Consider the following 20,268-nt stretch of genomic DNA (forward strand, 5'->3'; position numbering starts at 1 on the left):
ATGAAAACGGCAGAAGTGATCATTGATGTGCCATTTTTCGACGTTGATGCCATGCAGGTGGTGTGGCACGGCCATTATGTAAAATATCTGGAAGTAGCACGCTGTGAACTGCTACGCAGCTTTAATTACGATTATCCGCAGATGTCTGAATCCGGCTATATGTGGCCTATTGTCGATTTAGCCGTAAAATATGTGGGCTCTGCCCGTTTTGCCAGAAAAATCAAGATAGTAGCAACACTGAAAGAATGGGAAAACCGGTTAAAAATCAGCTATCTGATCACCGACCTCGAAACCGGTAAAAAACTGACTAAAGCCAGTACTACTCAGGTGGCCATTGATATCAGCACTCAGCAGATGTGCTTTGAGTCGCCATCGGTCTTGTTTGAAAAACTCGGATACCCAAAACCATGAACCGGTTTATTGCTTTGGTGCTACTGCTGATCGTGTTGCTGCCACCTGTTGTAGTGGCAGATCAGGCGGCTTCTCTGTTACGGTTTGCGCCATTGCAGGGGCAACTGGACTTTGTCCAGTTGAAAACAGTACAGGGTTTACCGGTACCATTGCGTAGTAGTGGTTATTTGCAGATCAGTGCCGACAAGCTGCTGTGGCATACCACAGCACCGGTAGATAGCAAATTGCTGATAAGCCCGGCGGGTGTCAGCCAGTGGCAGCAGCAACAATATGTTGCCGTTGCAGGCAGTGAATTTGTCGGCCAGTTACTGCTGGCAGTACTGCAGCAACAGCAGGACTTTATTCTGGCACATTTTCAGCTGGAGACGAGGCAAAATAACTGCCTGCTATTACAGCCGGTACAACCTCCGTTGAGCCAGCTGTTCAGCCAGATTGAACTGTGTGGGCAACACACTCTGGAACAGCTGACCCTAACTGAGCTGAATGGTAACCATACTGATATCAGCCTGCAACCTGTGCCAGGCACGCCCTAGCTATGCGCCGCAACTTTACGTTGATACTGTGGCTGGCAGCCGTGGCGCTGATGCTGTTGTATGTGCTGCTGCAACTGCCACAACGGCACTGGAACAGCAGTATTACTGCCGCTATGCCCGGCACAACCACACCCTGGCAAAACCAGCTAATGCAGCAAAACAGCAGCAGCCATCATCTGAGCTTGTTATTAACCGGCCAACCGCTGCCACAACTGCGCCAGGCCGCTGTGCAATTACAACAGCAAACACTGCCCGGCCTGAGCTGGTATCAGCCTGGTGCTTTAATGCAGCAACTGCAACAGCAATACCAGCAGCATCAGGCTCTGCTGGCATCACCTACGGCATTAACGCAATTACAAAGCGGGCAATACCAGCAACTGGTGGATGCCGCCTGGCAGCGCCTGCTTAGCCCGGCGCCGATGCTGGCAGAAGCATTGCAGTATGACCCTTTACTATTAACACAGCAGTATATCGAACAACAAGCGCCTTTTTCAGCCCTGCAACCACGCCAGGCCTGGTTTGAAAGCAATGAGTCCGCGGCTATTTTGTTACATGCCAGCCTGAGTATAGATCCCTTTGACCGCACTGACGCCGGTAAACTGGCCGCCGCCCTGGAACACCAACTGCAACAGTTACAGCACCAGGAGCCAGAGTTACAGCTGGCGCGCAGCGGAGTGTTATTTCATGCCGTTAATGCGGCCGACAACGCCAGCTTTGAAATGCAGTTTTACGGTGGCTTATCATTAGTGGCCATTTTGCTGCTGTTAGGAGTTAGTTTTTACAGTATCAAACCTTTACTGCTTGCCGCTGTGGTGCTCGGCTGCGCCACTCTGAGCGGGCTGGCAGCTTTATTGATACTGGTGCCGCAACCTCATGTGCTGGCTCTGGTATTTGCCACCACGTTAATTGGCATAGCGATAGATTACTCCTTTCATGGCATGTTGGCAGCCAACAAAGGCCAGCGCTATTTTCTCGCCATGCTGCCAAGCCTGGCGCTGGGTCTGCTGACGACTTTACTGGGTTACCTTACCCTGACAGTGCTGCCTTTTGCGCTGTTAAATCAGGTGGCAATTTTTATGTGTGCCGGTTTAACTGCGGCTTTCATCAGTGTCTGGCTGTTATTTCCTTACTGGCTGGCACCACAAAGCCTGCATAATAACGCCAGTTTACTGCACTGCTGTGAACAGATAAGCGGCCGCTATAACAACACCTCCGCCTTAAAGGTGTGGAGTGGCGCACTGGTGCTCGCCACACTGGTTTGTCTGTTGCTGCTAAACCAGGCGCGGTTTGTTGATGACGTACGCTTATTTAACCAAAGCCCTGCCAGTTTACTGGCACAAGAACAGCAGGTGCGCAGTTTGGGCTCGCAGCAGTGGGATAGTCGTTTTATTGTCGTGCTGGCCGATAACGCAGAGCAGGTATTGCAGCAAGAACAACAACTGCTGCCGTTACTTAAGCACTGGCAGCAGCGAGGCTGGCTGAAAGGCTGGCAGGCGCTGTCACAACAACTGCCTTCGGTGCAACTGCAGGATCAACTACAGCAACAACTGCAACTGGCTTATCAGAGTGAACCGGTGCAGCAATATTTATCGCAGCTACAACTGGCTGCGCCTGCCCCACGGCCAGAGCGCTTACAACCGGACAACTTTAACTCAGTACTACTACAACAGTTATTCAGCCTGCAACAGCACAGTGCCAGCGTAATATTACTCAGCGGTGTTAACATACCGGATACCGAGCGGGCCCAGCTTAATAGCATGGCGCAAATACACTGGCTGGACCCGATTGCCGATACGAATCAGGTGCTGGCTCAGCTGCGCAGCCAACTAAGCCACTGGTTGTTACTGGCATTGGCTGTTACGTTACTTATTTTGCTATGGCGGCGCGGCATCAAAGCGGCCTGTGCCATTACACTGATGTTGCTGATTGCTGTAGGCGGCGCTTTGTTACTTAGCCAGCTTTTACAGCAACAGCTGAATATTTTTAATCTGGTAGCGGCCTTATTGGTGCTGGCGTTGGCACTGGATTACGGTGTGTTCTTTACTGCCCGCTTAAGCAGCGCCGATGTTTACCAGGCCGTACTGTTATCGGCAGTTACCAGTTGTCTGGCTTTTGGTTTACTGAGTTTCAGCCAGACACCTGCCGTAGCCAGCTTTGGTTTTACCGTGTTTTGTGGCGTTGCACTGGCAGCATTGCTGGCCCCGTTGTTAACTGTAATCAGCGTAAAGGAGAGCGACAAGCATGGAACACTTTGATGTTATTATTATTGGTGCCGGCCCGGCGGGCAGTTGCGCTGGTGCCATGCTGGCACAAGCCGGTAAGCGGGTGCTGTGTTTGGAAAAACAGCATTTTCCGCGCTTTAGCATTGGTGAAAGCTTACTGCCGCACTGCATGGAGTTTTTAACCGCCGCCGGTATGACATCTGCCTTGCAGCAACAGGCCGAAAGCCTGGGGTTTCAGTTTAAAAATGGCGCAGCATTTTTGAAAAATGATATCCGCACTGCCTTTGATTTTACCGACAAATTCAGCCCCGGCCCTGGCACTACATTTCAGGTAAAGCGTGCTGCTTTTGATAAGCTACTGGCCGATGCCGCCGCTGAGCAGGGGTTGCAAATACGCTATGGCGTTACAGTACAACACTGTGATCATTTGCAAGCACAGCAGGCCGTGCTGACAGTAAGTGATGAAAATAACAGCCAGTATCAGCTAAGCGCCGGTTTTATCCTCGACGCCAGCGGCTTTGGCCGGGTGTTACCACGGCTGCTGGACCTGGAACTACCTTCCGATTTTCCGGTACGCCAGGCGTGCTTTTGTCATATACGTGACAACATCAGCGATGGGCGTTTTGACCGCAATAAAATCCTGATCACCGTACATTCCAGCCTGTCGGATGTCTGGTTCTGGCTGATCCCATTTAGTGACGGCACAGCAAGCCTGGGTGTAGTGGGTAAACAACAGCGTTTTGACAGTGCGTTAAGTGCAACAGACAATCTCTGGCAGCATATCCGCCAGACACCGGAACTGGCAGAATTGCTGGCGCAGGCCACACCGGTGAATGAGGTACAAACACTGACAGGTTACTCAGCCAACGTACGTACTTTGCATGGCAATAATTTTGCGCTGCTGGGTAACGCCGGTGAATTTCTTGATCCGGTGTTTTCATCCGGTGTCACTATAGCACTGCGCTCTGCCGCCATGGCGGTGCCACTGGTATTGCGGCAGCTAAACGGTGACACGCCGGATTGGGAGGCGCAGTACAGTAAACCGCTGCGTAAGGGGATAGATACTTTCCGTACCTTTGTTACCGCCTGGTATGATGGCCGGTTTCAGGATGTTATTTTCAGCGAAAAACGCCAGGCTAAGATAACAGCCATGATTAGCGCTATTCTGGCCGGTTACGCCTGGGATCAGGCCAACCCCTATGTAGCAGAGCCAGAGCGGCGCTTAAATGTATTAAGGGAACTATGTCTGGACGTGGACTAATACTGGCACTTTGCCTGCTATTACTTAGCGGCTGCCAACAGTGGCGCACGCCAGCGGCAAAAGGCTGGGTAATGCTGGATGGCGGTTATTATCAATTGCTTGATAACTGGCCGGGCCGGCCGCAACAGTTGCTGCAACAGGTAAGCTGGCGCGATGAACAGCAGCAACAGCAATTTGTGCTCAGTGTTTTGCTAACAGCAGACAGTATATTGCTGGTGGCGTTATCACCCATTGGGCAAGAGCTGTGGCGCCTGCATTACCAGCCTCAACATCAGCTAACGTTATCAGGCATAGCGCCATTTAACCAGCCAGAGTTTACCAAGCGCCTGCTGGCTGAAATGCAGTTAGCCCTGCTCGATAGCGACGTAGTTACACCGCGCTTACAAGGTTTAACGCTGACAGAGCATGAGATAGACAATGGCACTGAGCGGCATATCAGCCATGTCAGCGGCAAGCTGATATTGCAAATTCACCACAGTGCTCAAATCAGCACCGCGGTGCCAATCACGTTAAAAGGCCGCCACTATCAGCTGCAAATTACTACCTTACAGCAGGATTTTTTACCATGACAGTAGCACGCCTAACCGCGCTGGGTTTGTGCTGCGCTTTGGGTAATAACAAATCGCAGGTCTGGCACAATGCCATTACCGGTAGCCGTGCGGGTATGCGCTGGCGTAATGATTTACTCACCAGTGGCAAGACAGTAATAGCTGGCGAAGTCAGTGGTGCTTTACCCGATCTGAGCGTCTGGCCAGTGCCTTACCAAAGCCGTAACAACCAGTTGGCTGCGTTGGCGTATCAGCAAATTGCCGACGATGTGGCAACAGCACGCCAGCAATATGGCGCAGCACGTATTGCTGTGATTATCGGCACCAGTACCTCTGGTATTGCCGAGGGTGAACGCGCAATGCAGCACTATATGGCGCAGCAATGTTATCCACAAGGTTACCACTACCAGATACAGGAAATGCTGGCCCCGGCCAACTTTATTGCCCGGCTGGCTGATGTCAGTGGCCCCTGTTATGCCATTTCTACCGCCTGCTCTTCCAGTGCCCGCGCACTGATAAGTGCCCGTACCCTATTACTGGCCGACCTGGCAGACGCAGTAATTGTGGGTGGCGTGGATTCACTCTGCCAGCTTACGTTCAATGGTTTTGCCGCACTGGAATCGGTTGCTGCTGCACACTGCCAACCATTTAGTCAGCAACGTGATGGTATTAACATCGGCGAAGGTGCAGCACTGTTTCTGATGCAAAAGCATGCCTCTGGTATTGCCTTGCTAGGTAGCGGCGCAAGCAGTGATGCTCATCATATGTCGGCACCACAGCCTGAAGGCCTGGGGGCGATTAACGCTATAACACAAGCTTGCCAGCAGGCGGGTATTACGCCAGCACAACTGGATTATATTAATCTGCATGGTACTGCCACCCCTCTGAATGACAGCATGGAAAGCAAAGCACTGGCTACGCTAGGGCTAACGCAGGTTGCTGCCAGTTCCAGTAAGAGTATGACCGGCCACACGCTGGGTGCGGCTGGAGCTATTGAAGCAGCGCTTTGCTGGCTGACCTTGTCTGATTATAATACCGGCCAACATCTGGTGCCGCACTGCTGGGACGGTCAGGCAGACCCTGCTTTGCCAGTGTTATCCTTGGTTAGCATTGGCCAGCAACAGGCAGTAAGCTATTGCCTGTCTAATTCTTTCGCATTTGGTGGCAACAACGTGGCATTGATACTGGGTAAAACAAGATGATTACTGGCTACAGCATAGAGCACGTGCTGCCCCATGCGCACCCGATGATATTGCTGAATGAATTTATTGAAGCTGACAGCGCGCATGCGCTGTGCCGCGTGCAGATTAGCCCCCAAAGCCCGTTTTACGATGCCGCACTGGCTGGCGTTCCCAGTTATGTCGGGCTTGAATACATGGCACAAACTATCGCAGCTTATGCCGGAGCCAATAACCTGGCAGACGGCGATAAAGTGCAGATAGGCTTTTTCCTTGGCTGCCGTAAATATGTTCCTTCAACCACTGTGTTTGCAGTAGGTACAGAGTTAACTGTCAGGGCCACACAGATGGTGACAGATAGCTCAGGCCTCAGTGTATTTGACTGCCAGATCTATCAGCAACACCAACTGTTAGTTGACGCCAAACTAAATGTATTTCAACCGGATGATCATCGTTCCTGGCTAACGGAGTAGTAATGAGAAGAGTATTAGTTACCGGCTCAGGCCGTGGTATCGGCAAAGCCATAGCGCTGCAGTTGGCAGCAGCCGGTTTTGATATTGCCGTGCACTGTCGCAGTGATCGTGCCAGCGCTGAAGCCGTGGTAACCCAGGTACGCCAGTTGGGTAAGCAAGCCTGGCTATTACAATTTGATGTAGCCAACCGGGCAGCTGCCAAAGCCGCGTTGGAGCAGGATATTGCAGAGCACGGTGCTTATTATGGCGTGGTATGTAACGCCGGCATTACCCGTGACGGCGCTTTTCCGGCGTTAACCGAAGCCGACTGGGACAGTGTTATTCATACCAACCTTGATGGCTTTTACAATGTGCTGCATCCGGCTGTTATGCCGATGATCCAACTGCGCAGCGGGGGCCGCATTGTGACTATTGCGTCAGTATCCGGCATTGCCGGCAACCGTGGCCAGGTAAATTACAGTGCATCCAAAGCCGGCTTAATCGGTGCCACCAAAGCGTTGGCGCTGGAGCTGGCCAAGCGTAAAATTACAGTTAATTGTGTGGCCCCCGGCCTGATAGACACCGACATGGTACAAGAGCTGGTGCAGGAAGAACTGATGAAAATGATACCGCTGCGCCGCGCCGGCACTGCCGACGAAGTCGCCGCCACGGTAGCATTTTTGTTTTCCGAGCCTGCAGCTTATATTACACGGCAGGTGATTTCGGTAAACGGTGGTTTAGTTTAATGAAAAGAGTTGTTGTTACCGGTATGTCTGTCGTTACCGCTTTGGGTGATAACTGGCCACAATTTAAACAGGCGCTGCAGCAGGGCCGTAACGCCGTTTGCACCATGCCCGATTGGGACAGGTTCAGCAGTATGACAACCCGGCTGGCCGCACCGGTGCCAGATTTTGTCCGGCCAGCGCATTATCCGAGAAAACTGGTTCGCTCTATGGGCAGGGTATCATTAATGGCCACCCGCGCCACCGAACTGGCACTGAGTGACGCAGGTCTGCTGCAACACCCGGCAATAAGTGATGGCCGTTGTGGCATTGCTTATGGTTCGTCTACAGGCAGTACAGAGCCGGTACTGGCGTTTGGCCGCATGATGTCTACCGGCGACATGACCGGCGTCACCGCCACCAGCTATATTCAAATGATGGCGCATACCACAGCAGTCAATGTCGGCGTATTTTTTGGCATCAAAGGCCGGGTGTATACCACCAGCTCGGCCTGTACCTCAGGCTCACAAGGTATTGGTTATGCCTATGAAGCGATAAAATACGGCAAGCAGCTGCTGATGGTCGCCGGTGGTGCTGAAGAACTGTGTGCAACCGAAGCCGCAGTATTTGACACCCTCTACGCAACCAGCACCAAAAACAGCACACCGGAGTTAACGCCACGACCTTTTGATAAAACACGCGATGGCCTGGTCATTGGCGAAGGTGCCGGTACGCTGATTCTGGAAGAACTGGAGCATGCCCTGGCGCGCGGTGCAACAATTTACGCTGAAGTGGTGGGCTTTGGTTCAAACTCTGACGGCGTGCACGTTACCCAGCCAACAGACACCACTATGGAAACCGCTATGCGGCTGGCACTGGCCGATGCTGAACTGGACGCGGGTTACATAGGCTATGTTAATGCGCATGGCACTGCCACCGACAGAGGCGATATCGCCGAAAGCCACGCCACAGCAAGAGTATTTGGCCGGCAACAAGTGATTAGTTCGTTAAAGAGCTATCTTGGCCATACGCTTGGCGCCTGTGGCGCAATAGAAAGCTGGGCCAGTATTATGATGCTGCGCGACAACTGGTATGCGCCAACCCTGAACCTGACCGAAGTGGACCCGGCCTGCGCTGAGCTGGATTATATAACCGCCAATGGTCGCACGCTGGATACCGACTATGTAATGAGTAACAATTTTGCCTTTGGTGGCATTAATACCTCACTGATTTTTAAACGCTGGCATAGCTGACAGCAGCCTGCCGCGATATGTCGGTGTAAGTTTTGAGATGGAAATTCAGACAATACGGAGCTTTAGATGAATAAAAAAATAATGTTAGTTGCACTGTCAGCAGCACTGATTTGCGGTACTGCTGAAGCCAGAAACGATGTATTAAACCTGCCACTGGATAAAATTATCGGTACCGACAAAGCTAATCAGGCGCTACATAATGTACCGGTATACTTTGCCGGTCAAAGCCATCCAGCTATCAGTAGCAATTGGGGTGAAGTAACTACCAGTCGCAAGACCAATGCATTTGGCAAATCAGATGAAGAAGCATGTCAGTGGGTGTTGTTGTCTGCACTGAAAGTATTACAGGAAGCCGCCCAGCAACGCGGTTATGATGCTGTCGTTAATATCCGCTCTAACTATCAGAATAAAGAATTCACCAGCGCCACTGAGTTCCAATGCGGAGCGGGTGCTATTATGGCCGGTGTCGCATTAAAAGGCGATTTGGTTAAGTTTTGATATTAAGGCGCCGAAATGGCGCCTTATTTTTTGAATTAATTAAAGACCTGCCACAGCTACAGCTTTGCTGTCATTGATAAAGTCCCGCAGAATTTCATCAATAGCAAATTTAGTCGATTGTTGCGTTGCATTTTTCATCGCAAAAGGACCACCAAAAAACATCTTGCCGCCCTGTGATTTACCTTTGGCATGATATGTCTTATTCAGTACGGTTTTGCCATTCTGTTCCAAACTAATATTTAAGGTCACATGGGCCATATGATCTTTAAACTCATAATTTTCCAAGTTGAAGCGCAGTAAACCTGGGTTCTGTTGCGATCCATTTACTTTAGTCAGCTTGCCAAATGACATCTGTACATCATCTGATTTTAACGTCGCATCCAGCATGTGACCAAATTCAACGATCCATAAATGAGCATAACCTACAGTAGCAGCACGGAACTCATAACGATGCGTTTCTGTGCCCGCCGCAATTTCATAATCGGCTTCCAGCGTTGATTTTGGTAGCAAAACTTCGCCTTTATTATTAGAAAGATACTGCGGATAATCTTTAGCAATCGGATGTTTAATAGTACAACCTGCCATCAGACCAGCACATAACAATACCGTTATTAAGTGTAATTTATTCATTTTGATATCCTTTATGTTTTTTATTATGGATACGATGTTCAACCCATACAAGATTGAAGAAGTGAAAAGAAAGGCTTTATTAAAGCAATCCCTGCTTTACAACTTGGGTACCCAGTGCCATGTAAGCACCAGCAAAATGTACTTGAATAAAAATTGCGACGCAAGATGTAATGTTGCGGCAGATGTTGTTCAATATGAACTGGGACTACTCTGCAAATCCGTTTAAGGCCGTTAATAGGCGGGCAGTACTTGCTGCAGCTGCTGAAATGTTTTCAAAACGGATTTTAACGCCACTTTATCACCGATAAAGTGCGGCAGCTTACCGGCGGGGTCTGCCTGGCCCTGATATTGGAGCGTCAGGCGACCACCCGCCAGAGGGGTTAAGGTCCAACGCCCCTTTACCTGATGCATACGTACATAACCTTTAACCGCAGGAAAATGCTGGCCCATATCAGTAACAACCATCGTCAGTACACCGCTGCCGGCGTCTTGTTGCCAAACCGATTGTGTCACCATATCCCGTTTCGATACCGGCCAAATAGCCGAAAAATAAGTATGTACTATATGAGTTTTGGCATCCGGCTGGCCCAGCAGCTGCGCTTTTTCGGTATTTGCCGCCCATTTACTGATGTTGGCGGTGTCTTCCAACACATGCAGGAACGCTGCTGTTGTTGCATTGACCTCGGTTTGCACTCTGACTTCCAGCAGCTTCTCTGCATTGTGACGATACTCAACGCTGGTTGCACCTACAGTTTTATATTGCTGCCATTCGGCGGCATCAGCCGTTACTGCCAGAGAAAAATACACCAGCCAACTCAGCAAAAAACGCATCGCTTTATCCTTTGAGCAATAACAACTGCTCAGCGCTCAATTCACGATACTCGCCTTCAGCTAAATCATCCGGCAGCTGCAGGCCGCCGATTTTCTCGCGGTGCAGTCGCTCAACCTTATTACCAATTGCGGCAAACATACGCTTTACCTGGTGATAGCGGCCTTCGTGGATGGTAAGCAGCGCTTGATTTTCGCTGACTATTTCCAGCTGTGCCGGTAAGGTGGCGTTTTTTTCATTACGCAGCATTACACCTTCGGCAAATTGCGCAATCGCGGCTGTAGGGATTGGGTCGGCCGTCCAGACGCGGTAGGTTTTAGCCACATGATGTTTGGGGCTGCTGATACGGTGCGACCACTGACCATCATCGGTGATTAACACTAGGCCGGTGGTATCTAAATCGAGCCGGCCGACGGTGTGCAGCCGCTCGATTAACGGCTCGTCCATTAAGGTAAATACCGTTGGGTGATCCGGGTCTTCAGTAGAACAGATATAGCCATCCGGCTTGTGCAACATAAAGTAGCGCAGGCCTATCAGCTGCAGTGGCTCGCCATCAAGGCATACCACGTCACTGTCTTTTACCTGCAGCGCGGCTTGCTTTACCAGTTCGCCGTTCATTGTTACTAATTTTTGCCGGATCACTTTACCGGCCTGACTGCGGGTTAAGCCGGTGCAGTCACATATATATTTATCTAAACGCATAATTCACCCATAGTAATTACGTTTAGTGTAACGAATTTTCTAAAGTTAGTCGTTAACTGCCGACACGATAAAGTTGGGGTTACGCAGGTTTTCACGTTGATACACTTTAGTGGCAATACCATCAAAGCTGACAGTGGCACCGGCTTCCAGTGCGATAATATGGCCGGCGCCGGTGTCCCACTGCATGGTTGGGCCAAAGCGCGGATAGACATCGGCGCTGCCTTCGGCCACTAAACAGAACTTTAATGAGCTGCCCACCGGCACCATTTCGTGCTGTGAAAATTGTGCCAGGTAACCGCCTAAATCGGGGCTGGGATGGCTGCGGCTGCCGACTACACGAACAGTATCACCAGGCTTGGCAACCTGAATGGCGCGCGTTTCGCCGGCGGTTTTAACAAAGGCGCCTTCGCCTTTGGCGGCATAATAAGTTTTAGCCAGCACCGGCGCATGAATTACGCCCAGCACCGGTTCGCCATTATCAATCAGCGCGATATTGACGGTAAATTCGCCGTTACGCTTAATAAACTCTTTGGTGCCGTCCAGCGGGTCGACCAGCCAGTAACGCTGCCAGTTTTGGCGGATACCCCAACTGATATCAGCTGCCTCTTCTGACAAAATCGGCAGCTCTGGTGTTAGTGCAGTTAAGGCCTTAACAATGAGTTGATGCGCAGCTAAATCGGCTGCTGTCAGCGGTGAGTCATCGGCTTTGCCGGTGATATTAAAGGCAGCGTTGTCTTGCTGGTATACCGCCAGGATCGCCTGACCGGCTTGTTCTGCAATATCGATAATGGCGGGCAAATAATTCATGCGGATGTCCTTTTATTTTATCCGATATTACACCGGTATCCCCGGCGAAGACAGCTAACAGCTAAGCGGGGCGTCTCCGGCAAGGATGCCGGAGAGGAGCCTATAGGGACATATTTACGGCGTCCCCGAGTGCTGTTAGCTGTGGAAGCTGTCCGCTCCACTGTAAACGTTGCGACAAGGAAATACTTTCTTCGCCGCCTTCAACAGCACATCCCTGTGCTGTCTCAGTCTGCGCGGCATCCCTGCCGCTGCTGCGAAAGCACACCTTGTCGCTACGTCCCGGCATCAGTTTATAATTTGTCTTTGCTTCAGCAATATCAGCAACTGTTGCACGCTATCTTCCAGCGATGTTACCGAAGTGTCCAGCACCAAATCGGCTTGCTGCGGTGCTTCGTACGGGTCAGAAATACCGGTAAAGTGGCTGATTTCGCCGGCGCGGGCTTTTTTATACAGGCCTTTTACATCGCGCTGCTCGCATACTTCCAACGGGGTGGCAATATGCACTTCAATAAATTTTCCCGGCGGAATAAGGCTTTTTACCAGTTCGCGCTGACTACGGTACGGCGAAATAAAGGCGCTTAATACCAGCAAGCCGGCATCCACCATTAAGCCTGCCACCGCGCCAACACGGCGCAGGTTTTCAGTTCTGTCCTCGGCGCTAAAGCCTAAATCGGCACATAAACCGTGGCGTACATTGTCACCATCAAGCAAATAGGTATGTTTACCCTGTGCGGCCAAAGCCTGCTCCAGAGCATTGGCCACACTGGATTTGCCCGAGCCGGATAAACCGGTAAACCAGATCACCGCACTTTGGTGGCCAAATAAAGTCTGGCGCTGCGCGGCGTTAACATCATGCTGTTGCCATTTAATATCGTTATGTGTCATTGCTCTTCATCACTTAAAACGGATAAATCAGCGGTAAAAATATCAATACTACCGCACTGTATACCAAGGCCATTGGTACGCCGAGACGAATATAATCACGCAACTGGTAATTACCGGCCGAATACACCATCAGGTTAGTTTGATAACCAAATGGCGAAATAAAACTGGCTGAAGCACCAAAGGCGACGGCCATAAAAAACGGCACCGGGTCCACCCCCAGGTTTTGCGCTATTGCATAGGCAATAGGAAACGTCAGCGCGGCCGCCGCATTATTGGTAACCAGCTCGGTAAACAACCAGGTGGCAACAAATACTGCGATCAGCGCACCATAAGCGCCGCTGCCATCTACCAGCGTAATTAAACCAGCGGCAACCTGGCCGGCCACCCCGGTTTTGATCATCAGCTGCGCCAGGCCGATAGCCGAACCGACAATTAACCACAGCTCCAGCGGAAAACGGTTTTTAATTTCATTTACCGTTACTGCACCACCGGCAACGTAGGCCAGAAGCAGTACCGGCAGACTTTTTATCAACGGCACTATTTCGAAAATAGACAACGCCAGCGCAGCGACAAAACCGAGCAATACCCAATGGCTGCGTTTTTTTGATAATGGCGTAGAAATGGCTAAACCATTAACGTAAATAAACTCCTGGCTAAGCTGATGCTGGCCGGGAAAATGCTTACCCACCGACAAAATTAATACATCACCGGCATGCAGCACCAGATCGCCTAAGCCGCCCTGCAAGCGCTCATGACCACGGCGCACAGCAATGACCACCGCATCATACTCATGGCGAAAACGAATTTGTTTTAAACTTTTGCCCACTAAACGTGAGCTGTAGCTAAGCACGGCTTCAAGCAATTCGCCCTGCTGCTGATCCTGGCGCAGCAGTTCTAAACCGGGAAATTGCTGTAAGCGCGATACCGCTTCCAGATCGCCGACAAACCGCAGCTCGTCACCGGCTTCAATTACCGTTTCCGGCGTTACCGGACAAATACGCTGCGGGCCGCGCTGAATTTCAGCTAGAAACAGTGCCTGCAATTCACGCAGCTGGTTTTGCTCTACACTTTTGCCAATTAGCTGGCTGTCACTACGCACATGGGCTGTAAGATAATAGGGTGTTGCCTGGCTGGCATTTTTGCTGTTATCGGGTAACCAGTGGCTGCCGATCACCAGTACCACAGTACCGGCGGCCAACACTAATACCCCGAGCAGGGTAAAGTCAAAAAAGCCCAGCGCCGGTTCACCGCTTTGCTCAACAAAACCATTAACGATAAGGTTGGTTGAGGTGCCGATTAATGTCAGCATACCGCCGAGAATAGCGCTGTAAGACAGCGGTAGCAGCAATTTAGAAGCGGCAAAATGGTTATGATGCCTAAGCGACGACATTAACGTTGACACCACGGCAGTGTTGTTAATAAAAGCCGACATCAACGCGCTGGATAAACTTAAGCGGGCAATAACACTGCTTAAACGCTTGCCAGCAAAACCCCGGCTTAACCAGCTAACCAGTTGCGATTTTTCAATACCAATTGACACTAATAGCAGCAATAGCAACGTAATCAGCGACGGATTGGCGAAATTTTGTAACGCGCTTTCCAGTGGTAACCAGCCAAGCAAATAACTCAGCAGCAGGGCGCCGCCAAACCACTGAGCCGGCGAGCGTTTGCTGAGTATCAGCCCCGCTACCAACGCCAGTAGCAGGGCAATTACACCATACTGCTGATACGGCATTATGGAGCTTCCTTGTCCAACCCGGCCTTAAATAACTCACGCACGTCCTGCGCGCCCCAGTGTGGGAAATGCTTGCGGATCAGCGCATTCAGTTCCAGCTCAAAGGCACTGATATTGGTGCTGGCGGCTTTTTCTTCTGCCAGTACGTTCTGAATTAACCCAGCTGCGACAGTAGCATTGGTTAAGCGGTCAATCAGAATAAAGTTACCAGTGCCGGGCTGGGTTCTGAACGTATCCAGTGGCAGGGTTTCGGTTAGCTCCAGCTCTACCAGCGCGATATCGTTTATCGCTACCTGCTCGGCTGCTTCCTGCGCCAGCGTATTGATATTTACCTTATGGTTCAGCCGGTTAATGCTGACACTGCTTTTTCGCGTAGCCAGTTTTAAATCGTACAAGCGGCCGGTTTGCAGCGGCTGCTCGTTAAACCACACCACATAGGCCAGCGCACGGTTGCTCAGGTTAACGGTATCGTCTGACGGCACCAGCCAATCGCCACGGCTGATATCAATTTCGTCGCTCAGTGTCAGCGTAATCGCCTCGCCAGCGCTGGCAGAGGGTTGTTCACCGGCAAAGCTGACAATTTGCTTAATGGTACTTTTTTTGCCCGACGGATACGCCGTAACAGCCTGGCCTACAGCTAAACGGCCACTGACCAAAGTGCCGGCAAAACCGCGAAAATCCAGATCCGGCCGGTTAACATATTGCACCGGGAACCGGGTAGCGGCACCACCGCGTTGCGGTATTGGCAGAGTTTCCAGCAATGGTAATAAGGCTGTGCCGGTGTACCACGGCATATTGGCCGACAGCGTTAAAATGTTCTCGCCTTTTAGCGCACTTATTGGCACCACATCTACCGTTGGCACCTGTAATTGCGCCATCAGTGCCTGAACGTCCTGTACTATAGTGTTATAAATGTGCTCGCTGTAGCCAACGATATCCATTTTATTAACGGCAACAATTAAATGCTTAATACCCAGCAAAGCGCAGATAAAGCTGTGGCGCCGGGTTTGCGTTTGCACGCCGTAACGGGCGTCGATCAGCAAAATGGCGACATCAGAGGTTGACGCGCCGGTGGCCATATTGCGGGTGTATTGCTCATGGCCGGGCGTATCAGCCAGAATAAACTTGCGCTCGGTAGTAGAGAAATAACGGTACGCCACGTCAATGGTAATGCCCTGCTCGCGCTCAGCTTGTAAGCCATCCACCAGCATCGCCAGTTCAAGCTCGCCGTCGCTGTTACGGCCTTTATGATCGCGTTTTAACGCATCCAGCTGATCATCGTACAGTTGCTGGCTGTCGTGCAGCAGGCGGCCAATTAAGGTGCTTTTGCCATCATCAACACTGCCGCAGGTCAGCACCCGTAGCAGGCCTTTGTCCTGATGCTGCTGCAAATAGCCGCGGATACCCAGGCTGTTTAATTGCTCGTTTAACGAGGTAACCAAAGATGATGACATTAGAAATAACCCTCGCGTTTTTTCAGTTCCATACCGGACTGATCCTGATCAATCACCCGGCCCTGGCGCTCCGACGTGCGGGCGCGCAGCATCTCTTCCACTATGCCTTCCAGCGTATCGGCGGTAGATTCAATGGCACCGGTCAGCGGATAACAGCCCAGGGTTCTGAAGCGTACCGACTTTAACTGCGGCGTTTCACCGGGCTCTAATGGCATACGTTCATCGTCTACCATAATCAGGGTGCCGTTACGCTCAACAACCGGCCGTGGCTTGGCTAAATACAGCGGTACTATGTCGATATTTTCCTGCAGGATATACAGCCAGATATCCAGCTCTGTCCAGTTTGACAGTGGAAACACGCGGATACTTTCGCCTTCATTAATGGCGCCGTTGTAAATATTCCACAGCTCTGGCCGTTGGTTTTTTGGGTCCCAGCGGTGGTGTTTATCACGAAACGAATACACCCGTTCTTTAGCGCGGGATTTTTCTTCATCGCGCCGTGCACCACCAAAGGCAGCATCAAAGCCGTAGGTATTCAGCGCCTGCTTTAAGCCCTGGGTTTTCATAATGTCGGTGTGCTTGGCACTGCCATGAATAAAGGGGTTAATATTCATCGCTAAGCCTTCCGGGTTTTTATGCACCAGCAACTCAAAGTTGTACTGTTTGGCTAAGCGATCGCGAAATTCGATCATCTCGCGGAATTTCCAGTTGGTATCAACGTGCAATAACGGAAACGGGATTTTACCCGGTGCAAAGGCTTTGCGGGCTAAATGCAGTAATACTGATGAGTCTTTACCAATTGAATACAGCATTACCGGCTTTTTAAACTCGGCGGCCACTTCACGAAAAATATGAATACTTTCCGCTTCCAGCTGCTGTAGATGTGACAAAGTGCCTGCTACGTCAGACATGTTATGATCCTCATTCCATCTGGGTAATGGTCTGGCTGAACACCGCAGTTTGCGGCCGCTTGCCAAACCAATGTAAGTCCTGCTGCAAGCTTACCACTTCGCCAATAACTAGCAAAGCCGGCGAGCCGAGCTGGTAGTGCGCAATAAGTTGCGCCAGTTGATCCAGGCTGCCTGTTACCACGCGCTGCTCGCTGCGGGTACCGTTTTCAATAATGGCGACCGGTGTATTTGCCGCCCGGCCAGCCAGTAATAGCTGCTGCTGAATATGGGCGGCTTTTATCAGCCCCATATAAATCACCAGCGTTTGATTAGCTTTACTCATGCTGTGCCAGTCGGGCTCGCTGCCATCCGGCCGGCAATGGCCGGTTACAAACTGTACACTTTGCGCATGATCGCGGTGGGTTAGCGGTATACCGGCGTAGGCCGCACAGCCGGCGGCAGCGGTAACTCCCGGCACTACCTGAAAGGCAATATTGTGTGGTATCAACGCCTGAATTTCCTCGCCGCCACGGCCGAAAATAAAGGGGTCACCACCTTTTAAGCGGCAAACTTTTTTACCGGCCAGCGCTAAATCAATCAGCAGTTGGTTAGTATCCTGCTGCGGCACAGAGTGATCGCCAGCTTTTTTGCCCACGCAAATGCGCTCGGCATCGCGGCGCACCAGCTCCATAATGGGAGCCGATACCAAATAGTCGTACACCACCACGTCAGCCTGTTGCATCAGTTGTAATGCTTTTAACGTCAGCAGCTCCGGGTCGCCCGGGCCGGCACCCACCACATAAACTTCACCGGCTTGTTGCTGCGGCTGGTCCAGCAGTTGCTGCAAGCGTTGTTCGGCATTTTCAAGTTGGTTGGCCTGCACATCACGCACCACATCTGAATCAAATACGGTTTCCCAAAACTGCCGCCGCGCCGCAAAACCGCGGATTTTCGCTTTAACCTGATCACGAAAGCGGCCAACTAATTCTGCCAGGGGTCCTAAATGCTGCGGCAATAAGGTTTCCAGCTTTTCGCGCAACCGCCGCGCCAGCACCGGGGCAGTGCCAAAGCTGGAGATAGCAATTAATATCGGGCTGCGATCGATAATCGACGGAAAAATAAAACCGCATTTGGGCTGATCGTCTACCGTGTTCACCAGCATATTACGCGCGGTGGCGGCGTCATATACCGCAGCGTTAACAGCATCATTATCTGTAGCGGCAATAACCAGCAACTTGCCATCAAGCAGGCCCGGTTCAAAATAGCCAGTGATCAGCTCGGCTTTACCCTCCAACTGCCACTGCACAAACTCAGCAGCAAATTCCGGTGCGACTACGGTCAGTTTAGCACCGGCGCTTAACAGAGTACCGGCTTTGCGCAGCGCTACCGAGCCGCCGCCGACAATCAGCACCGGTTTATCGGTTAACTTTACAAATAAGGGTAAGTACTGCACACCAGCTCCTGCTGTCAGGTTGCTACTTGAATTTCAAGCTTGCAGCATAGCCGTCTGTATGGCTTTTATAAAATAGTTAATTACGCTCAGATATAACTAAAAGGAATTAATGCAAAGATTGTAATAAGTGGAATTGTAATCAGCAGCGGTAAAGCCAGCGCAAAAAAAACGGCAACCGAAGTTGCCGTTAAAGCTACAGAGAGAGTGAAGCTAAACTGTTACGTTATCCGCTTACTGGCGGATCATATAGTCAAAGGCACCCAGAGCAGCATTGGCACCTGAACCCATGGCGATAATAATTTGCTTGTACGGTGCGGTAGTAGCATCACCGGCAGCAAATACGCCAGGCAGTGACGTCTGGCCGCGCTCGTCGACAATAATTTCGCCGCGGGGTGATAATTCCACTGCACCACGTAACCATTCGGTGTTAGGCACTAAACCTATCTGCACAAAGATGCCAGCCAGTGCAACATGATGTGCTTCACCGGTTTTGCGGTCCGTGTAGTTAATACCGGTTACACGGCTACCATCGCCAGTGACTTCGGTAGACTGCGCTTCAGTGATAATAGTGATATTGCCCATTGATTTGGCTTTTTTCACCAGTACCGCATCGGCGCGCAGTTCGGCAGCAAATTCCAGCACGGTAACATGTTCAACAATACCGGCTAAGTCGATAGCGGCTTCAATACCGGAATTACCGCCGCCAATTACTGCGACCTTTTTGTCTTTAAACAGCGGGCCGTCACAATGCGGGCAGTACGCCACGCCTTTACCACGATATTCCTGCTCGCCAGGCACATTCATTTCTCTCCAGCGCGCGCCCGGGCTTAAAATAACCGTTTTGCTGTTCAGTACGGCGCCGTTTTGCAGCTCAAGCTGTACCTTGCCGTCTTTACGCAGTGCTACAGCACGCTGGTTGTTCATAATATCAACGTTATATTCGCGCACATGGGCTTCTAAACTGTTTACCAGCTTTGGCCCTTCGGTGTACTGCACCGAAATAAAGTTTTCGATACCTACGGTATCCGCTACCTGGCCACCAAAACGCTCGGCGACAATACCGGTGTTTAAGCCTTTACGGGCCGCGTAGATAGAGGCTGCAGCACCGGCCGGGCCACCGCCCACTACCAGTACATCAAAGTCAGCTTTGTTTTTCAGCGCTTCTGCCTGGCGTTTTTCCGCATTGACATCCAGTTTCTGGATAATTTTTTCCAGTGTAATAGCACCCTGTGAAAACAGCTCGCCGTTTAAGTACACTGATGGCACGGCCATAATGTTTTTGTCGGCCACTTCCTGCTGGAACATGGCACCGTCAATCATTACGTTGGTAATACCGGGGTTAATCGCCGACATAATATTCAGCGCTTGTACCACTTCCGGACAAGTTTGGCAGCTTAACGACACATAGGTCTCAAAGGCGAAGCTGCCCTGTAGCTGGCGGATTTGCTCAATGGTGTCGGCAGCAACTTTAATCGGGTGGCCGCCTGAATGCAGCAGTGCCAGCACTAAAGAGGTAAATTCGTGGCCCAGCGGCACACCGGCAAAGGTGATATGGGTGTCGTTAGCCACCGACCGTACCAGCATCGCCGGCTTGCGTGTCAGGGCGTTGTCATCGCGGCGCAATGACACTAAATCAGATAACCCAGCAATATCGGTTGCCAGTTGGTTTACTTCAGCAGCTTTGGCGCTATCGTCTAAAGATACCACCAGCTCTACCTCGGTTTTCAGGTTCTGCAGATAGGTTTTTAATTGTTGCTTCAGGTTAGTATCTAACATAAAAACTCCCGGAAAATTAACTGGGTAAA

20 protein-coding genes are annotated in these 20,268 nt (G+C 51.0%); 10 read left to right on the forward strand and 10 right to left on the reverse strand.

Annotated elements, in window-relative coordinates; all coding sequences use genetic code 11:
* From BLW68_RS03565 to BLW68_RS03610, 10 genes are all read left to right on the forward strand, one after another.
* Positions 1-411, forward strand: a complete 411-nt coding sequence (locus tag BLW68_RS03565) for an acyl-CoA thioesterase (protein ID WP_092790292.1) — start codon at positions 1-3, stop codon at positions 409-411.
* Positions 408-944: an outer membrane lipoprotein carrier protein LolA gene (locus tag BLW68_RS03570; RefSeq protein WP_092790294.1), complete on the forward strand. Its 537-nt coding sequence runs from the start codon at positions 408-410 to the stop codon at positions 942-944. The genes BLW68_RS03565 and BLW68_RS03570 overlap by 4 nt, the downstream gene beginning before the upstream one ends.
* 2 nt (positions 945-946) lie before the next feature.
* On the forward strand, positions 947-3,199 hold the full coding sequence (locus BLW68_RS03575; RefSeq protein ID WP_092790296.1) for an MMPL family transporter: 2,253 nt from the start codon (positions 947-949) through the stop codon (positions 3,197-3,199).
* Positions 3,186-4,427, forward strand: a complete 1,242-nt coding sequence (locus BLW68_RS03580) for an NAD(P)/FAD-dependent oxidoreductase (protein WP_092790298.1) — start codon at positions 3,186-3,188, stop codon at positions 4,425-4,427. Before BLW68_RS03575 ends, BLW68_RS03580 begins: the two co-directional genes overlap by 14 nt.
* Positions 4,409-4,996 carry a DUF3261 domain-containing protein gene (locus BLW68_RS03585; RefSeq protein WP_092790300.1) on the forward strand — a complete coding sequence of 196 codons (588 nt, stop codon included), beginning with the start codon at positions 4,409-4,411 and terminating at the stop codon, positions 4,994-4,996. The genes BLW68_RS03580 and BLW68_RS03585 overlap by 19 nt, the downstream gene beginning before the upstream one ends.
* Positions 4,993-6,177: a beta-ketoacyl-[acyl-carrier-protein] synthase family protein gene (locus BLW68_RS03590; RefSeq protein WP_092790302.1), complete on the forward strand. Its 1,185-nt coding sequence runs from the start codon at positions 4,993-4,995 to the stop codon at positions 6,175-6,177. The genes BLW68_RS03585 and BLW68_RS03590 overlap by 4 nt, the downstream gene beginning before the upstream one ends.
* Positions 6,174-6,626, forward strand: coding sequence for a hotdog family protein (locus BLW68_RS03595; protein ID WP_092790304.1), 453 nt, complete (start codon positions 6,174-6,176; stop codon positions 6,624-6,626). The genes BLW68_RS03590 and BLW68_RS03595 overlap by 4 nt, the downstream gene beginning before the upstream one ends.
* A 2-nt stretch (positions 6,627-6,628) precedes the next feature.
* Entirely contained in the window at positions 6,629-7,351 is a 723-nt protein-coding gene (locus tag BLW68_RS03600; protein WP_092790306.1) for a 3-ketoacyl-ACP reductase FabG2, read from the forward strand.
* Positions 7,351-8,580, forward strand: coding sequence for a beta-ketoacyl-ACP synthase (locus tag BLW68_RS03605; protein WP_092790308.1), 1,230 nt, complete (start codon positions 7,351-7,353; stop codon positions 8,578-8,580). Before BLW68_RS03600 ends, BLW68_RS03605 begins: the two co-directional genes overlap by 1 nt.
* 66 nt (positions 8,581-8,646) lie before the next feature.
* Positions 8,647-9,078: an excinuclease ABC subunit A gene (locus tag BLW68_RS03610; protein ID WP_092790310.1), complete on the forward strand. Its 432-nt coding sequence runs from the start codon at positions 8,647-8,649 to the stop codon at positions 9,076-9,078.
* A gap of 39 nt (positions 9,079-9,117) precedes the next feature.
* Here BLW68_RS03610 and BLW68_RS03615 read toward each other — a convergent pair whose 3' ends face one another.
* From BLW68_RS03615 to ahpF, 10 genes are all read right to left on the reverse strand, one after another.
* Positions 9,118-9,708 (reverse strand): hypothetical protein, encoded by a 591-nt coding sequence (locus BLW68_RS03615; RefSeq protein WP_092790311.1) that lies wholly within the window; start codon positions 9,706-9,708, stop codon positions 9,118-9,120.
* A 231-nt stretch (positions 9,709-9,939) separates the two neighbouring features.
* On the reverse strand, positions 9,940-10,539 hold the full coding sequence (locus tag BLW68_RS03620) for an START domain-containing protein (protein WP_092790313.1): 600 nt from the start codon (positions 10,537-10,539) through the stop codon (positions 9,940-9,942).
* 4 nt (positions 10,540-10,543) lie between these two features.
* Entirely contained in the window at positions 10,544-11,239 is a 696-nt protein-coding gene (gene rsuA, locus BLW68_RS03625) for a 16S rRNA pseudouridine(516) synthase RsuA (RefSeq protein ID WP_092790315.1), read from the reverse strand.
* 45 nt (positions 11,240-11,284) lie between these two features.
* The gene (gene cysQ / locus BLW68_RS03630; protein ID WP_092790317.1) at positions 11,285-12,046 is read right to left on the reverse strand and encodes a 3'(2'),5'-bisphosphate nucleotidase CysQ; all 762 of its coding nucleotides are present in this window, start codon (positions 12,044-12,046) and stop codon (positions 11,285-11,287) included.
* Positions 12,047-12,331: 285 nt separating this feature from the next.
* On the reverse strand, positions 12,332-12,931 hold the full coding sequence (cysC, locus tag BLW68_RS03640; protein WP_092790321.1) for an adenylyl-sulfate kinase: 600 nt from the start codon (positions 12,929-12,931) through the stop codon (positions 12,332-12,334).
* Positions 12,932-12,944: 13 nt separating this feature from the next.
* Complete coding sequence (locus tag BLW68_RS03645) at positions 12,945-14,666, reverse strand: SLC13 family permease (protein WP_092790323.1); 1,722 nt, start codon at positions 14,664-14,666, stop codon at positions 12,945-12,947.
* Entirely contained in the window at positions 14,666-16,120 is a 1,455-nt protein-coding gene (gene cysN, locus BLW68_RS03650; RefSeq protein ID WP_092790325.1) for a sulfate adenylyltransferase subunit CysN, read from the reverse strand. Before cysN ends, BLW68_RS03645 begins: the two co-directional genes overlap by 1 nt.
* Positions 16,120-17,031 carry a sulfate adenylyltransferase subunit CysD gene (gene cysD / locus BLW68_RS03655; protein WP_092790327.1) on the reverse strand — a complete coding sequence of 304 codons (912 nt, stop codon included), beginning with the start codon at positions 17,029-17,031 and terminating at the stop codon, positions 16,120-16,122. The genes cysN and cysD overlap by 1 nt, the downstream gene beginning before the upstream one ends.
* Before the next feature lie 10 nt (positions 17,032-17,041).
* Positions 17,042-18,463 carry a siroheme synthase CysG gene (cysG, locus tag BLW68_RS03660; protein ID WP_092790329.1) on the reverse strand — a complete coding sequence of 474 codons (1,422 nt, stop codon included), beginning with the start codon at positions 18,461-18,463 and terminating at the stop codon, positions 17,042-17,044.
* 231 nt (positions 18,464-18,694) lie between these two features.
* Positions 18,695-20,239: an alkyl hydroperoxide reductase subunit F gene (gene ahpF, locus BLW68_RS03665; protein WP_092790331.1), complete on the reverse strand. Its 1,545-nt coding sequence runs from the start codon at positions 20,237-20,239 to the stop codon at positions 18,695-18,697.
* Positions 20,240-20,268: the final 29 nt, after the last annotated feature.

It is taken from the genome of Rheinheimera pacifica, from assembly GCF_900108485.1.
Taxonomy (GTDB): Bacteria; Pseudomonadota; Gammaproteobacteria; order Enterobacterales; family Alteromonadaceae; genus Alishewanella; species Alishewanella pacifica.

Coding starts and splice junctions, on each gene's coding strand:
- cysN (WP_092790325.1), bottom strand. CDS start 16,120: ATGTCATCATCTTTGGTTACCTCGTTAAACGAGCAATTAAACAGCCTG.
- BLW68_RS03570 (WP_092790294.1), top strand. CDS start 408: ATGAACCGGTTTATTGCTTTGGTGCTACTGCTGATCGTGTTGCTGCCA.
- BLW68_RS03600 (WP_092790306.1), top strand. CDS start 6,629: ATGAGAAGAGTATTAGTTACCGGCTCAGGCCGTGGTATCGGCAAAGCC.
- BLW68_RS03595 (WP_092790304.1), top strand. CDS start 6,174: ATGATTACTGGCTACAGCATAGAGCACGTGCTGCCCCATGCGCACCCG.
- ahpF (WP_092790331.1), bottom strand. CDS start 20,239: ATGTTAGATACTAACCTGAAGCAACAATTAAAAACCTATCTGCAGAAC.
- cysD (WP_092790327.1), bottom strand. CDS start 17,031: ATGTCTGACGTAGCAGGCACTTTGTCACATCTACAGCAGCTGGAAGCG.
- BLW68_RS03585 (WP_092790300.1), top strand. CDS start 4,409: ATGTCTGGACGTGGACTAATACTGGCACTTTGCCTGCTATTACTTAGC.
- BLW68_RS03590 (WP_092790302.1), top strand. CDS start 4,993: ATGACAGTAGCACGCCTAACCGCGCTGGGTTTGTGCTGCGCTTTGGGT.
- BLW68_RS03620 (WP_092790313.1), bottom strand. CDS start 10,539: ATGCGTTTTTTGCTGAGTTGGCTGGTGTATTTTTCTCTGGCAGTAACG.
- BLW68_RS03645 (WP_092790323.1), bottom strand. CDS start 14,666: ATGCCGTATCAGCAGTATGGTGTAATTGCCCTGCTACTGGCGTTGGTA.
- BLW68_RS03575 (WP_092790296.1), top strand. CDS start 947: ATGCGCCGCAACTTTACGTTGATACTGTGGCTGGCAGCCGTGGCGCTG.
- cysC (WP_092790321.1), bottom strand. CDS start 12,931: ATGACACATAACGATATTAAATGGCAACAGCATGATGTTAACGCCGCG.
- BLW68_RS03605 (WP_092790308.1), top strand. CDS start 7,351: ATGAAAAGAGTTGTTGTTACCGGTATGTCTGTCGTTACCGCTTTGGGT.
- BLW68_RS03610 (WP_092790310.1), top strand. CDS start 8,647: ATGAATAAAAAAATAATGTTAGTTGCACTGTCAGCAGCACTGATTTGC.
- rsuA (WP_092790315.1), bottom strand. CDS start 11,239: ATGCGTTTAGATAAATATATATGTGACTGCACCGGCTTAACCCGCAGT.
- BLW68_RS03565 (WP_092790292.1), top strand. CDS start 1: ATGAAAACGGCAGAAGTGATCATTGATGTGCCATTTTTCGACGTTGAT.
- cysQ (WP_092790317.1), bottom strand. CDS start 12,046: ATGAATTATTTGCCCGCCATTATCGATATTGCAGAACAAGCCGGTCAG.
- BLW68_RS03580 (WP_092790298.1), top strand. CDS start 3,186: ATGGAACACTTTGATGTTATTATTATTGGTGCCGGCCCGGCGGGCAGT.
- BLW68_RS03615 (WP_092790311.1), bottom strand. CDS start 9,708: ATGAATAAATTACACTTAATAACGGTATTGTTATGTGCTGGTCTGATG.